Raw genomic sequence first — 15,855 nt, forward strand, 5'->3', positions numbered from 1 at the left:
ACAATTAAGACATTCTAAATGAGAAGGAAATTCATTGCAGCCTGTATGCTTGTAGCTTGTATCGGAATGGTATCATGTGATGATACTACAGATACCCTTGGAGGCTCACTTATCGACAATGGCGACAAACTTTCTATAAAGGCAGACACCTTCAGCGTAGCTTCTGAAACAATGGTTTCTGGCAGTGTTATAGCACGTTCATCAACTGGATATTTGGGCAGAATGGTTGACCCTGAAACAAATACAACTGTTACGGGTAATCTTATGTCACAGTTCCATGTGCTTAGTAGTTATGAGTTGCCAGCAAAGGATTCTATCATGAGTCGTGATGCAAATAATGAGATTATTGCTGATTCATGCGATATAAGACTGTACTATAGCACTTATTATGGCGACTCACTTAGTCAGATGAAGCTAACAGCATACGAGCTTTCTAAGCCTGTTGAGGAAGGGAAAACATATTATTCAAACTTCGATCCAGAAGCACAAGGCTATATCCGACCTGCTGCACTGGGTGGAATTGCAGAGATACGTTCATTCACACTTACAGATTATACAGAGGCTGACAGTATCAGAAATAAGAAAAACTATAGACGTAACATCATTGTCCGCCTAAACAAACAGTACAAGGATAAGAGCGGTGTTACATATAACAACTACGGAACTTACCTGCTTCGCAAGTATCAGCAGAACCCTGCTGCATTCCGTAATCCTTATCGTTTCTTGCATGAAATCTGTCCAGGATTCTACTTCAAGGTTGATGGTGGCTCTGGTTCAATGGCACATATACAGGTTGCACAGCTGAATATTTACTTCAAGAATAAACAAAAGGGTAAAGTATCAGAGATATCAACCAACTTTGTAAGTACTGAAGAGGTCCTTCAGTTGACAAACTTCTCTAACGACAACACAAAGTTACAGCAGTTAGCAAGTGAGTCTGGTCATACTTATCTTAAGACTCCATCAGGCTTGTTTACAAAGTTGACGCTCCCTGTATCTGACATTATGGCAGGACATACAAACGATTCTATCAACTCGGCTAAGGTTGTACTCTACCGAGAAAACAATAGTACAACATCCGATTATCAGTTTGGAATACCACAGAATGTCGTTATGGTAGCTGCAGATAGTCTACAGTCGTTCTTTGCGAACAACCGTCTACCTGACAACAAGACTTCGTTCTTGGCAAGTTACAACAAGACAACGAATAGCTATGTGTTCAACAATATCTCGGGAATTATCAACCTCTTCTCACGCAACACATCGATGCCTGCATGGGGTAAAGTTGTAATTGTACCAGTTGAATTGCAGACTGTAACACAAGGTTCTGGTAGTACTCAGAAAACAATTATTACTAAGGTTTCCCACGATATGGGTCTCTCAAGCACAAAGTTATTGGGAAACACATCGACTGGAAAGAATATTCAGATTTCGATAATATACGGTAAGTTCAATGGCAGATAACTTCTTGGAACGTCATCGTGAGGAATATGAGCAGCGCAAGGCGGCTTGGCTTCGCAAGAAAAAGCACTTGGGTCGACAACCCAAAGCAAAACTTCAGAAGCCTGACGACGAGGCACTGTAATAGAATATAAAATGTAGAATCGGACTTACAACACCCATGTATGTCCGATTCTTTGTTTTTGGCACACCTTTTGTTTATACAATCCTACTAATACAGGACATATTGTCCACAGATACAAGTAAAGAAAAGAAAGGTTAGGATATGATGAATCAATTCTCCCCAAAGGTTTCTGAAATACTTTCATTCAGCAGAGAGGAAGCAGAACGACTGACAAGTGCGTCGGTTGCTCCTGAGCATATCATGCTCGCCATTCTGAGAGAGAAGTCAGGACCAGTATGGGAACTATTCAACCAATGGAAGGTTGATATAGACAATATAAAGAAAGAAATAGAAAGAAGACTTCAGGAGGAAACAATTGACCCAACTTCTTATGTCCCTGATATGCTTTTAAACGAGCAGGCAAATAACATATTGAAATTAGCTGTACTTGAGGCACGTATACAACATGCACAGACAGTGGATATCCTTCATCTCTTCCTTGCAATATTGCATGATTCTTCTAATAATGGTGCTAAGAAGGTAATGGAAGAGAATGGATTCAATTATAACAACGCAATATCGATGTTACAACAACGCGCAAACCAACCAAAGAATGGTATAGGAATGGCTGACGAAGAAGAAATGGATGATGATATGATGTCATCTTCATCATCTGAAGGCAGCAATAATGCCAAGACAACACAGGCTCCACGTACAAAATCAAAGACACCAGTACTCGATAGTTTCGGTACTGATCTTACTCAAGCTGCTACCGAGGGAAAACTCGACCCAGTTGTAGGCAGAGAGAAAGAGATTATGCGTGTCAGTGAGATTCTTGGTAGAAGAAAGAAGAATAATCCTATTCTCATTGGTGAACCAGGTGTTGGTAAGAGTGCTATTGTTGAGGGTTTAGCACAACTTATTGTGAAGCATCTCACCTCTCCAATTCTCTTTAACAAACGTGTCATCACACTTGACTTGACAGCTGTCGTGGCTGGAACAAAGTATCGTGGTCAATTTGAGGAGCGTATCCGTGCATTGATTAAGGAAATCGAACAGAATCCAGACATTATCGTCTTTATTGACGAGATTCACACACTCATCGGAGCAGGTTCTTCACCAGGTTCAATGGATGCTGCTAATATCCTCAAACCAGCCTTGGCAAGAGGTACTATACAGTGTATTGGTGCAACAACACTTGACGAATATCGCAAGTCTATCGAGAAAGACGGTGCCTTAGAACGTCGTTTCCAAAAGGTACAGGTTGAACCAACAACAGTTGAAGAGACATTACAGATTCTTGAAAATATTAAAGATCGCTACGAAGCACATCATCATGTAAGTTATACAGAGGATGCGCTAAAGGCTTGTGTGAAGTATGCAGACAGATATATTACTGATAGATTCTTCCCTGATAAGGCGATAGACATTATTGACGAAGCAGGTTCACGTATCCACCTGCAACATGTAAAGGTGCCACAGGCGATTCTTGATATTCAGAAAGACATTGAAATAGCGCAAGAGAAAAAGCAAGCTGCTGTAAAGAATCAGAACTTTGAGTTGGCTGCAAGTTTCCGTGATAAGCAGACTGAATTAGAAAAGACACTCAAAGAGGAGCAGGAGAAATGGCAGAAAGGTGATACCGAAGATAAGGTTGAAATTAATGAAGAAGCCATTGCAGATGTTGTCTCTATGATGACAGGCGTTCCAGTACAGCGCATGCAGGAGGCAGAAGGTATCCGGTTGAAGAATATGGATGCTGAACTCAAGCAGGTTGTTATCGCACAGGACGCAGCTATCGACAAGATGGTAAAGGCTATTCAGCGTAACCGCGTTGGTTTGAAAGACCCTAACCACCCTATCGGTGCGTTTATGTTCTTAGGTCCTACGGGCGTGGGTAAGACCTATCTTGCCAAGCGACTTGCCGAGATGATGTTTGGTTCTGCCAATGCTTTGATACGCATTGATATGAGCGAATATACAGAAAGTTTCAACACCTCTCGCCTTGTTGGTGCGCCTCCAGGATACGTTGGCTATGATGAAGGTGGACAGTTGACTGAGAAAGTGCGCCGTCATCCCTACTCTATTGTCCTACTTGATGAGATAGAGAAGGCACATGGTAACGTATTCAACATGCTTTTGCAGGTACTCGATGAAGGCCGATTGACAGATGGTAACGGCCGATTGATAGACTTCCGCAATACGGTGATTATTATGACATCAAATGCGGGTACACGTCAGCTGAAGGAATTCGGGCAAGGTGTCGGCTTTAAGGCTGCTAACTTGAATGGTCTTTCACAGAGTGAAGGTGACAAGGAGCGTGCACGTGCTATCATTCAGAAAAGTCTCAGCAAGCAGTTCGCACCAGAGTTTCTCAATCGTTTGGACGAGATTATTACCTTCGACCAACTCGACCTCGAAGCTATCAAGAAGATTATCAACATCGAACTCAAGGGTTTGTTCAAGCGTGTGCATGAATTAGGCTACGAAATGGAGATAACAGATGAAGCTAAGGAGTTTGTTGCAAGCAAGGGATATGATGTACAATTTGGTGCGCGTCCATTGAAGCGTGCTATCCAGAACCATATCGAGGACGGACTGAGCGAACTGATTCTCTCTGGCGAAATCAAGGCTGGTGACACTATCAAAGTATCTAAAGAGAAAGATAGTGAGAAACTAAAGTTTGATATTATATCGGCTGAATAAAATCCAAAGGAAGGAATAATCACCTCCTATCCTTACCAAATTTGTAATATAAAAGTCATCTTTAAAGAATGAATTGATGCTTAGTTGCATTCCAATTAAGCCTTAATTGACGTTCAAAAAATGCTTAATTGAAGCCTTAAAGGTGCTTAGTTAGCGTCTAACTAAGCACCTTTTCTTATGCTATTTTACAACACACTGATTAACTGAAAGTTACAAACACGGTTAAAAAGGCTCTTTATTAAGAAAAAACATATAGAATGCCTAACTTTTTTGTAATGATATTTTTAACCCTTAACGATAACCTAACAACTTAAAATAGCAAACAGCGTAGCCCAATAAAAGAGACAGAAAGCTACCCAAAGATTTAAATATAAGAAGGGCATAGAACAATAAAAACAGGAGTTCCCACAAATAAGACTTTATAGAAACTCCTGCTTTAATTATAATATCAAGCCCTCGCAAATATTATCAAAGGCTAAAAATAGACAATTACAAACCCAAACTCTTCTTGATAGCCTCAATCTTTACAACTGCACGCTGCTCGCAAGCAGGGAAGTCAGAAGCAGAGTTCATTGTATCCTTTATCTCAAGATAGAACTTAATCTTTGGCTCAGTACCTGATGGACGTACACTAACTTTAGTACCATCTGTGCAGAACCACTGGAGAACATTGCTTGTATCAGGCATATCCATCTTCTCCTTAGAACCGTCAGCCTTTGTAATCTCAAGACTCTGGAAGTCCTTATAAACATCGATGACACTACCGCCAAGCTCCTTAGGAGGATTAGAACGGAAGTTCTTCATCATCTGCTGAATCTCGTCAGCACCGCTCTTACCAGGACGCTCAACATTGATTGTGTACTCATGACTGTAACCATACTCCATATAGATATCCATGAGAATGTCATACAAAGTCTTACCATGATCCTTTGCATATGCACAAATCTCAGCCAACAAAGCACAAGCACTTACAGCATCCTTATCGCGTACGAAGTCTTCTGCAAGGAAACCGTAGCTTTCCTCACCACCACCGATATACTGCTGTTTACCCTCAGAGAGTGCAATCTCACGTGCAATCCACTTGAAACCAGTGTAGCAATCTCGCATCTCTACGTTCTGCTTCTCAGCAATCTTACGGATAACCTCTGTTGTAACAATAGTCTTCACGATGAAGTCTGTTGGCTTCATCTTGCCCACAGCCTGACGATTAGTGATGATATACCACAAGAAGAGCAGACAAGTCTGGTTACCATTAATCAGTACCCACTCGCCATCGCTATTCTTACAAGCCATACCTACACGGTCAGCATCTGGGTCAGAAGCCATCAAGATATCGGCATCGAGAGCCTTTGCATCACGCAATCCAAGTGTCAAAGCCTCTGCTATCTCTGGGTTTGGACGGTCAACAGTTGGGAAGTTACCATCTTTAACCATCTGCTCCTTCACACAATGAACATTGTCAAAGCCCCAAGAAGCCAATGCACGTGGAATCATTACACGACCAGCACCATGCAGAGGAGTATAGACAATCTTAAGATCATGCTGATTCTTGATTACCTGTGGGTCAATGCTGATAGTCTTTACCTGCTCCAGATAAACCTTATCAACATCCTCGCCGATAATCTGAATCAACGCCTTATTGCCTTCGAACTTAACATCCTCAACCTTAACCTTGTTTACTTCGTCGATAATACCCTTGTCATGTGGCGCAAGTACCTGTGCACCATCATCCCAATAAGCCTTATAACCATTGTACTCACGTGGGTTATGACTTGCGGTAATATTCACACCTGCCTGTGCCTTCAAATGACGAATAGCAAAAGAACACTCTGGAGTAGGACGAAGATCGTCGAAAAGATAAACCTTTATGCCATTAGCAGAGAAGATATTAGCAACGGTCTCAGCAAAGAGACGAGAATTGTTACGGCAGTCGTGGCAAACAACTACACTAATCTGCTCCTTATCCTTGAAGTTAATCTTCAGATAATTAGCAAAGCCTTGAGTTGCCATACCGACGGTATAGATATTCATACGATTAGAGCCTGCGCCCATAATACCACGAAGTCCACCTGTACCAAACTCTAAATCCTTATAAAAAGACTCAATAAGGTCAGCCTTATCGTCATTGTTAATCATAGCCTCAACGGCAGAACGAGTTTCTTCATCAAAAGCAGGAGACAGCCACTGTCTTGCTTTCTCTTCGCATTGTGCGATGAGTGTTTGGTTATTGCTCATAATTTAAGTATTTTCTTATTTACAACTTGTATTTGCAAATGTAATCAATAATTCTGAGAAAGACACTTGCAAATAGAGTTTTTTTTGTATTTTTGCAGCTATATAAACCGAGGCTTTGCTAAGAATAATACGTTCTATAGCATATTTCTCAACATAAGAATTATATTTAATCTTGTAACTTTACATAAATGGATTTAAATTTTGAAGGTATACTCCTCGCAGTATGTACGTTTTTAATCATTGGACTTTGTCATCCACTCGTTATAAAAACAGAGTATTATTTCGGTACAAAACCTTGGTGGCTATGGCTCATAGCGGGTATTGCTTGCTGTGTAGCAGCCTTGTTTGTACAAAGTATCTTTTGGTCTGCTCTACTCGGTGTCCTTGGAGCTTCATTCCTTTGGGGAATTGGTGAGCTCATCTCGCAGGAGAAGCGTGTCTTAAAAGGATGGTTCCCTATGAATCCTAAACGTAAGGAACACTACGAAAAACTTAGCAAAGACGAGTCTATATGCCCTTGTAAGCATAAAAAATAAAGACTATCAGCTCTTCTTTTACCATCGTGCTAACGCCCCGCACATATGGTGCGGAGGCTTAACACCAATGGTGTTAACAGCTAAATACATCTTAAAACACTGTCACGACTGGTTCTAAACTACGCTTAAAGAAATCGTCCATAGCAGAGTTTCAGACTCTACTATGGACGATTATCACAACCATAAAAGACGAATAGACTTCTTGTATATGGTTAGAAGTTTATTTAAACAATTACTTTACTGTCACACGACGCTCACGAATCAGCTTAATCTGACGTAACAAATCGTTGTAATGAAGGAGGTTAATGCCTTCACTTTGTGCTGCTTGTGCCTTACAGAACTGCTCAACAGTATCTAAATGCTGCATGAGATAGAGCATAATATCTGAATTACTTGCACGGTCAGCAACGGTTGGTTTGTCTTTCTGAACAGGATTTAAAAGGCTATTCAGTTGGTCTACATAGTTACGCTCGAGTAAGCGACGTGTGCGTACCTGCATATCATTAAGACCAGTGAGTGGTTTCCAAACACTGTGGAACAAATCATTAAGATAGTCTTTGAACTGATAAGCACCTGCCTCACGCTGGTCCTTATAAATCTTATCCATAATGGTTCCGTTCATCATCACCTTCAGAATACGATCCTGATAAGTACTGATTTCGTCGACAAGGTCGGTACCTGCAATATCAGTCATAGATGAAGGATAAAGCCAAAGTGGTGCTTCAAACACCTGACGACCGATATAGTCGACAGCATCTCTACCCTTCTTAGCTGGTGCAACCTCATAAGGTTTCTGCCCAGGCATATTGTTAATGTAACGACCACCAATGCTCTTCAGTACATGATTCGTATAACGTCCATACTGACCAACAACACTTCGCCACATTTCCATGCGGTCCTCGTACTGGTCGTTAGGCTGACGTGTCCACTCTGGAAGTTTTGCAACGATACGTTTCAAGTTCTTAATACCATAATCACTCGCCTTCACATTGTCATCTCCAAGGTCTTCTGTCTGTGCACGTGGGTCTTCATTCTTACCCTCACCACCAAACCAAAGACGCGGATTCTTAGCAAGAATGGCTGTTGTCTCAGTCATCAACTTCTCCTTCTCATCCATCTCATCTTTGAACTCTGGACGATACTGATAGCCCCAACGGATTGCCCACTTGTCGTAATCGTTCACACGTGGGAAGAGTCCGCGCTCAGAAATGCCATCTTCTGGCTGTGCAACGTAATTGAAACGAGCATAGTCCATGATGCTGGCAGTATGACCATGTTCCTCAACCCATTTCTTATCACGCAGCTTCTCTACTGGTGTAGCATGGCTTGCACCCATGTTATGACGTAGACCGATAGTATGTCCCACCTCATGACTTGACACAAAGCGAATCAACTCACCCATGAGTTTATCATCCATGTGTACCGTTTGCGCACGCTTGTCCAATGGAGCGCACTGTGTGAAGTACCACTTTGTCAAGAGGTTCATCACATTATGATACCAACAGATATGACTCTCGATAATCTCACCACTACGTGGGTCAACAATACGAGGTCCGTATGCATTCTCTATCTCAGCTGGAAGATAACGAAGAACATTGAAACGAGCATCATCAACACTCATTGTTGGGTCGTTAGGCCACTCCTTTGCCTGTATTGCATTCTTAAAACCAGCTGCCTCAAAAGCTACATTCCAATCCTCAATACCTTTCATGAGATAAGGAACCCACTTCTTTGGAGTGGCGGGGTCAATATAGAATACGATAGGTTTGATAGGCTCTGAAAGCTTACCCTTTGCGTATGCCTTCTTATCTTTAGGCTCTAAACGGAATCGAGAGATAAACTGCTGACGATCTGTCTTGGTCTGGTCATCACTGAAGATAGTGTATCTGTTCGTGAAATAGCCCACACGATTATCCCATACTCGCTTACGCATAGGCACCTTCGGAAGAAGGACAACACTGGTATTCAGGCCGATGGTCATTGCACCTGTATAAGAAGCGGGTACAGAAGAAGGTGAACTTGAATAAGTACGTGTCGTTGCAATCTCTACATTAATAGGATAAACCTTCATCGTATCAATGAAAGTACGGTCAGACATCAGTCCACCTAACTTCAACTGCTTAGAGTCGTTTGAAGACACACTAAGAACTGCATTATCTTTAACAAACAATGGTGTAACATCAATCAACTGTGCCTTTGTATCCTTGTTACGACCAATTACCTTAAATGAAGCGACAATAGGGTCAGCCGTAGAAGCTTTCAACGTACGAGAAATACTGCTCTTAGGGTTAGCCTCTTGTGAAAGGACGTAGGCACGAAGCAACATTGTCTTGTCATCACGCTGCTCAAAATAAACCGTCTGTTGGTTAACTGCCTCTCCAGCAAACTTACCAAAGTTCTGTGGAACAGCTGTAAAACGAGTCACAGCAAGCAGATAACGACCAATAATAGAGTCAGGAACCTCAAAATACCATTGATCATCAATATGTCTTACGGTAAAGAGTCCATTCTGAACACTTCCTTTTTTCTTCACGAGTTGATCATAAGCAGAAGGCTTTTCCTTTTCTTTCTCAGGTGCTTTCTCTTTCTGAATATTCTGTTTTGTAGTGTCTTTACGCTGTGTGATAGTGTCTTTTACAGCACGATAGACATACCTGTTGCCTGCTACGCCTACTCCACTTCCGAGCATAAGCGCAAACAGACAGGCTGTTGCTTTTTTGTTGATTGACATAGATTTATTAGTAACTTTACTTTATATTTACACATAGAATAAATAAAGACAACCTTACTTTAATACGGTTGCTTTACGAACACGGACATCAACCAATGGTCGGTCGTTTGCATCAACAGGCTGACGTTGAATACGCTCAACAACATCTAAGCCCTCCAACACTTGTCCAAAAACTGTGTACTGTCCGTCCAAATGAGGTGTTCCTCCCACCTCCTTATATATCTGACGTACCTCAGGTGTCATCTGTACCGTACTATCTGTATGTGCGTTAAGGCGTTCCTGCGCCCAGTCAAGCTGTCCGTCAGAGAACTTTATTCCCCATACAATATAGAACTGTGAGGCAGATGACTCACGCTTCGGGTTGACATCATCGCTCTCACGTGCTGCAGCAACAGCGCCACGACGATGCAATAGCTTCGGATAATTTATCTCAGCAGGAAGCGAATAGGTCTCAGGCGTATCGCCTAATGCCTGTCCGGGCTTTGCTGTCTTCGAAGCCATATCACCTGACTGTATCATAAAATCCTTAATAACACGATGAAACAAAACACCATTATAGGCACCACTGCGCACCAACTTTAAGAAGTTGTCACGATGGCGTGGTGTCTCATTATAAAGTTGAATACGAATGTTTCCACTGTCTGTTTCCAACAATACTTCATGACGTAATGTGTCTGTCAAAGACTGTGCTTGAACATTAGCAACAAACAAAATCAGCAAAAAGGAATATAATAACTTCTTCATCTTTTTTAATAAAGCGCAAATTATCCGCAAAGATAAACATTTAAGAACAAATAACCTAATTAACCGATAACAAAAAAGCGCTTAAAAGGACAGATATATCAAGGAAAGAACGTACCTTTGCACAACAAAAGAAGCTCGTTGATGATATCTCCTCTTGAATTATTTACGTGAAAAGAAGAATTTCTTTTCATGAAAATAAAGATTTCTACTCACGTAAATAAATATTTATTTTCACGTAAATAATTTGCAAAAGCAAGTCTATAAGCATTAAAGTAAGAATAGAGGATAACTATTATAACGACTGAATTTCAAACAATTAATAACTTTTATATATTGTAATAAATAGTCAATGACACAAACAAAAAGTATATTTCAACGCCCACTATGGGTGACAGTCTTTGCCCTAACAGCTGCAATTGCATGGGGCTGGGCATATCCCTTGATTAAATTAGGTTTCTCAGAGTTTGCCATCACAGCAGATATGACAGGCTCTAAAATGCTTTTTGCTGGTATTCGTTTCTGTCTTTCGGGACTGATTATATTGGCAATTGCAGGTGCAAAAAAGCGTGATTTCAAAGTAAGAAAACCTGTCGATTGGTGGTATATCCTATTGTTCTGTATGATGAATACCACACTTCATTATGCCTTTTTCTACTTTGGTCTATCTCATAGTGAGGGTTCACGAGCAGCCATTCTCAACTCGTTAAGTGTCTTCTCTGTTGTTATCTTCGCTTGTATCTTCTTTAAGAGCGACCGTATGACGGTGAAAAAAATCATTGGTTGTGTTGTTGGTTTTGCAGGTATATTATCACTAAATTTAGGCGGAGCAGAGAGTGGACAGTTCACTTGGTTAGGTGACGGAATGATTATTCTTAACGCCCTTTGTGGTGCCTCAGCATCACTACTTACTCGTGGATTGGGTAAACGTGTTGATGTCTTTGTCGGTACTGGCTACAGCTTAGCAATAGGTGGTGCATTATTGATTATCCCTGGACTAATGATGGGTGGTGAACTTCCACAGATTACCCTTTTAGGTATTACCTACCTACTCTTACTCATCGCTATTAGTACATTAGGTTTCACGCTCTATAACAAACTACTCACTTGCAATCCTGTTGGTAAGGTAGCTATCTACAATTCATTGATTCCAGTTGTCGGTGCAGTTACCTCTTGCCTATGCCTTGACGAAACATTCTATATCAAATATATGATAGCTGGTGCATTAGCAGCAGGGGGTATATACATTATTAATAAGAGTTAGACACCTAAACAGCTATTTTGTGCAAAGAAACCATAGCTATAGAATGTCCCCAAAAGACAAGCTCTATGGTACCATTGTCACATAATAGCATCTTAACATCAATCAGATTGTAAAATAAAATCATAGTATTAGAAAACAACTAAGGCTTAATTGCATTCGAATTAAGGCTTAATTGCATTCGAATTAAGGCTTAATTGACGTGCAAAAGGGCGTTAGTTACATCCCAACTAACGCCCTTTTGCAATGCTATTAAGCACCTATTACCTTACAGCTTTATAACTTCCTGTTTATCTGTAGCTTACAAACGCATTCAAAACAGTAGTGTTTTGATGAGAAACATGGTATAAAAGCCATTAAGATTGTAATAATATTTCAAATCTATCGACGACCGTGATAACCCATACCATGCTTCTCGTCATGTTTGAAACGAGTAGTAAAATCGGGCTTTTCCATCTCTATAGGATTTGCATTCAGCTCTGGTTCGCCCATCCACTCTACAATCTTATCCACCCAAAGGGCAGCACCTTGACGTGTTGGATGAATACCATCCGCTCGAGAAGCAATGACAGAACTACTGTCAAAGAATCGACCTTCACCCGTACATTCACGTATCACATCAACAATTGTTCTATCTTTAATCTTCTTCCAAGGGAGAGGACCAACCCATACATATGGAATATTACCAACACGACTCAGAATCGTTTGAATTGCTGTTTCACGTCTACTATAATCCTTATAACCTAAGTCATTGGTACCTAAGCTAATAATTATATAAGTAGGACGCACTCTTTCTATCTGATATTGAAGGTCAGCAGCAATCGCCCAGTCACGTGTTGTGCTACCATACCATACGATTGAATGAAACTTAAAACCGTTCTTTACGGCATAATCATTAAATCGAGAGCCAAGACCATCAGCCATAGAATCACCAATGAGAAGTACTACTTGGTCACGACTTTCTGCCACCTGTGACACTCGGGTTGTCGATGTGGGCAATGGTTCCATTGCCATTTCTTCTACCGAGGCTGAAGCTGTTTGAGATTTAGCAGCTACTGGCATTACATCTGGCTCTACTGATTTAGCCGGTTCGACATCATGTTCGTTTATTCCGTTAGCATCCTGCGCTGAAACAGCAGGTGACAAGAGGAAAAGAAATAGTAATACTATAAAATACTTTATTGTTCTCACAATTATTTATTTTTGCGTTTAATGGCGTGGTCATACCGCCATATCTCTACGCTGTTAATAATGTTCTGCCACAAAATGTAGCAGCCTGGACCCACAGTTGACAATGGATTCAGATAAGTGTAGGCTATCCAGATAGCAAAAGCAGTGTTCTTCTGCCCTAAAGCCTGTCCCGCATTAATCGTACTGCGGAAGAAATAACCAATATATCTACCCATGGCAAATTGTATCAAGCAAAGTATTAATGCCAATACAGCAATCAACAAAAGGAAGCTAACAGCTACCTCAGCATGGACAATGTTCTTTACTGTTGTGCCTGAAACGATGAGTAATGAACATCCCCAAAGATAATAACTAAGGTTGTTCACACTGATTACCCATTGATAGAACCTACATAAAGTGTGCCAATGTTTCGTTATATAAGCCAAAATCATCGGTACTACCAATACCAGACACACCTTATAAAGAATTGCCACAAAAGCACTCCAGAAAGTTATATCCGCTTCAGCATCAAGCAAGGGAAAGCAGACTGGTATCAACAAGGCACAGAGAAAGTTGGAGAGGAAGGTATAAGTTGTCATTTCCTCAAGGTTTCCACCTAACTTCTGTGTAACCACTGCGGCTGCAGAGGCACAAGGACAAATGATACAAGTGAGTAGAGCTTCAAGTAATATGAGCGAATCACCTGTGACATGAAAAAACAAGATTGCCCCAATAACGACCGCAACCATCAACACTTGAGAGAGTGCTATCCAAAGATGCCACCCTACTGGAATTAGCTTACGGAAGTCTACCTTGCAAAAGGTAACGTATAAGACGAGGAACATAAACAATGGAAGAGCTGCGTCAAGGATAGGAGCAAAAAAGTTTGCTGCGCCATCCAAGGCTGGTATAAAGGCAAAAACAAGGTATAATAAGCTACCTGTAGCTATTGACACTGGTAGTGTCCACTCCTTTATAAATTGTATGATTCTCCTCATCTTTAATCATCAAATCATGCAGTTTCTCCCCCTTTTCAGAAAGAGAATGGGCTGCAAAGTTACGAAAAAAGACTGAAAATCAGCAATATAATTCAAAAATCGTAAATATGATTAAGACAAATTCAGAGTTTACAATTATAGAATACATTAATTAAACGACAAAGAATAAAGACAAAAATCCGGTTCTTCCGTTAAATGTGTGGACGCTTTTCATATTGCTTTAATGTAAGAAACGAAGTAACTCATTAAACAAAAATATGGCTGAGATAGTCAACTATCTATCCTTTTATCATCCACTTTCATTGAAAACAATTTCATTTAAGACTTCAAAAATCTATAGACAAGAATTTGAAAAATCATTACATAATTTCAAATAAAACATCTATAACTAACGACAAGAACACATATAAAAAGCAACTCTATAATCAACAGCAAATCAATTAGTTATAAAGTAGTAAAGTAAAAGGTGCTTAATTGGACTTCAAAAGGGCGTTAGTTAGACCTCAAAAGGGCACCTTTTGCAAGCCAATTAGGCATCTTTTAGAAGCCCAAAGAGCATGTATTGGTTTTGAACTACACGAAAATAGTTTACAAACTTCAACTAATGAAGAAATAAGTTGTTTGTATAAGACAGATAGACATCGCACCTAATTACATTTATCATGTAGTTTATTTCCCTTTATAAAACCATCTAATTGAGAGTAATCATACCATGTATGTGGATTAATCTCACTCTATTAACAATCTACGCATTTAACGGAGGAACAAAAAATCCCACCAACTTCGCAGTTGGTGGGACCCATTCAAGTATATATGAAGCTATAGAAAAGCGATTAGCTTTTGTTATCTTTCACGCAGACCATTTACTGATCCAATAGTCTTCTGTGCATAGTCATTCTCCTTAGCAGAACCAAAGGAAGCCTTGCTTGAAGCTCTTGTCAACGCATTTTGAGCCTTTGCATTTGCTGGTCTCTGACGAGCAAGGTCAAAGCGCATAACATCTGTTGTATTTGTACTACGTGCCACACCATAGAAGGTGTCATAACCCTTTGCACTTTCATACCCTAAATGGAAGCCATCATTAACAGCATTTGCATCAAGAATGAAGATAGTTCCACTCTTTGAGTACTTTATTTCAATACTTCCATTATCCAAAACTTTCCAAGAGAATGCCAATGTCTGTGTATTACCTTGTGCATCAGTATCTACCTCAACACCATTACCTTGAAGTGAATTAGTAGAAGAATTATACTGGAAGAACTTCATGTTAACTCTAAAACTATTGCTCTTACGCTGATGTGTTGCATCATCCGTGTACTCAAGAGTCATATTACCATCCCACTCGCCGGTAAGTGTCTGTGCTTCTGCAACCAATTTATTTACTTGTCCGTTCTCCTCCTGACGATAGTTATTATTCCAATTATAACTACTGTTATTACCTACAGCATCCATGAAAGCATAGAACTCTGGGGTTGTTGCTTCTGGGTAATAATAATAGAACCAGTTGTAAGCTGTATAATAACTCGAGCCACTTGGGTATTCACGCAGGTAGTTTCGTACCGCATCATTTACCAAATCATTATAGTAATAGTTATTATCTCCCCATAGATCATCGTCACAGCTTGTAAATGCCAATGGACTCGCAACTATTGCAAGTGCCAAGAAAAACTTTGAAATTCGTCTCATACTCATATCCTATTTAATTCTTATTCTTTGTTTATTTACTGATGCAAAAATAGTGAAATTATAAGATGTTTATCGAGTAAATACACTATTTGAAGATAGGGAAATCCCTATTAAAGAAGATTTCACTCCATATCATCAACCCGAATAAAGAATCTCCAATAATCTATTACGAATTAAATCGATTACTAAAAAACTCCTAAACAATGAAGGAAGAAACAAATAAAATT

Annotated in this window: 11 protein-coding genes; 5 read left to right on the forward strand and 6 right to left on the reverse strand. The window is 40.2% G+C overall.

From position 1 onward, the window contains the following. Positions 1 to 18: 18 nt before the first annotated feature. The 3 genes from FIU21_RS01465 (at position 19) to FIU21_RS01475 (ending at position 4,270) form a co-directional block, all read left to right on the forward strand. Entirely contained in the window at positions 19 to 1,464 is a 1,446-nt protein-coding gene (locus tag FIU21_RS01465; RefSeq protein WP_004359505.1) for a DUF4270 domain-containing protein, read from the forward strand. Next, positions 1,454 to 1,585 (forward strand): hypothetical protein, encoded by a 132-nt coding sequence (locus FIU21_RS01470; protein ID WP_004359506.1) that lies wholly within the window; start codon positions 1,454 to 1,456, stop codon positions 1,583 to 1,585. The genes FIU21_RS01465 and FIU21_RS01470 overlap by 11 nt, the downstream gene beginning before the upstream one ends. A 141-nt stretch (positions 1,586 to 1,726) precedes the next feature. Then, entirely contained in the window at positions 1,727 to 4,270 is a 2,544-nt protein-coding gene (locus tag FIU21_RS01475; protein WP_004359507.1) for an ATP-dependent Clp protease ATP-binding subunit, read from the forward strand. Between the two features lie 489 nt (positions 4,271 to 4,759). On the opposite strand, the gene FIU21_RS01480 is transcribed toward FIU21_RS01475, so the two are convergent. Further along, positions 4,760 to 6,505 (reverse strand): phospho-sugar mutase, encoded by a 1,746-nt coding sequence (locus tag FIU21_RS01480; RefSeq protein ID WP_172891280.1) that lies wholly within the window; start codon positions 6,503 to 6,505, stop codon positions 4,760 to 4,762. A gap of 188 nt (positions 6,506 to 6,693) precedes the next feature. Between FIU21_RS01480 and FIU21_RS01485 the strand changes: the two genes are divergently transcribed. Then, on the forward strand, positions 6,694 to 7,041 hold the full coding sequence (locus tag FIU21_RS01485) for a DUF4491 family protein (protein WP_004359509.1): 348 nt from the start codon (positions 6,694 to 6,696) through the stop codon (positions 7,039 to 7,041). A 232-nt stretch (positions 7,042 to 7,273) separates the two neighbouring features. Here FIU21_RS01485 and FIU21_RS01490 read toward each other — a convergent pair whose 3' ends face one another. Together FIU21_RS01490 and FIU21_RS01495 are read right to left on the reverse strand one after the other, a co-directional pair. After that, positions 7,274 to 9,772, reverse strand: a complete 2,499-nt coding sequence (locus FIU21_RS01490) for a zinc-dependent metalloprotease (RefSeq protein WP_004359510.1) — start codon at positions 9,770 to 9,772, stop codon at positions 7,274 to 7,276. Positions 9,773 to 9,826: 54 nt separating this feature from the next. Next, complete coding sequence (locus FIU21_RS01495; RefSeq protein ID WP_004359511.1) at positions 9,827 to 10,516, reverse strand: peptidylprolyl isomerase; 690 nt, start codon at positions 10,514 to 10,516, stop codon at positions 9,827 to 9,829. A gap of 349 nt (positions 10,517 to 10,865) precedes the next feature. On the opposite strand from FIU21_RS01495, the gene FIU21_RS01500 reads away from it, so the two are divergent. Then, positions 10,866 to 11,777, forward strand: coding sequence for a DMT family transporter (locus FIU21_RS01500; protein ID WP_004359512.1), 912 nt, complete (start codon positions 10,866 to 10,868; stop codon positions 11,775 to 11,777). Between the two features lie 378 nt (positions 11,778 to 12,155). Here the strand turns inward: FIU21_RS01500 and FIU21_RS01505 are convergent, their stop codons facing one another. The 3 genes from FIU21_RS01505 to FIU21_RS01515 all read right to left on the reverse strand — a co-directional run bounded on the left by FIU21_RS01505 (position 12,156) and on the right by FIU21_RS01515 (position 15,628). Continuing rightward, positions 12,156 to 12,965 carry an SGNH/GDSL hydrolase family protein gene (locus tag FIU21_RS01505; RefSeq protein ID WP_004359513.1) on the reverse strand — a complete coding sequence of 270 codons (810 nt, stop codon included), beginning with the start codon at positions 12,963 to 12,965 and terminating at the stop codon, positions 12,156 to 12,158. Between the two features lie 2 nt (positions 12,966 to 12,967). Beyond that, positions 12,968 to 13,942 (reverse strand): bile acid:sodium symporter, encoded by a 975-nt coding sequence (locus FIU21_RS01510; RefSeq protein ID WP_004359514.1) that lies wholly within the window; start codon positions 13,940 to 13,942, stop codon positions 12,968 to 12,970. 843 nt (positions 13,943 to 14,785) lie between these two features. After that, entirely contained in the window at positions 14,786 to 15,628 is an 843-nt protein-coding gene (locus FIU21_RS01515) for a hypothetical protein (protein WP_036886022.1), read from the reverse strand. Between the last annotated feature and the right edge of the window lie 227 nt (positions 15,629 to 15,855).

This window comes from Prevotella melaninogenica (assembly GCF_013267595.1).
Classification (GTDB): Bacteria; Bacteroidota; Bacteroidia; order Bacteroidales; family Bacteroidaceae; genus Prevotella; species Prevotella melaninogenica_D.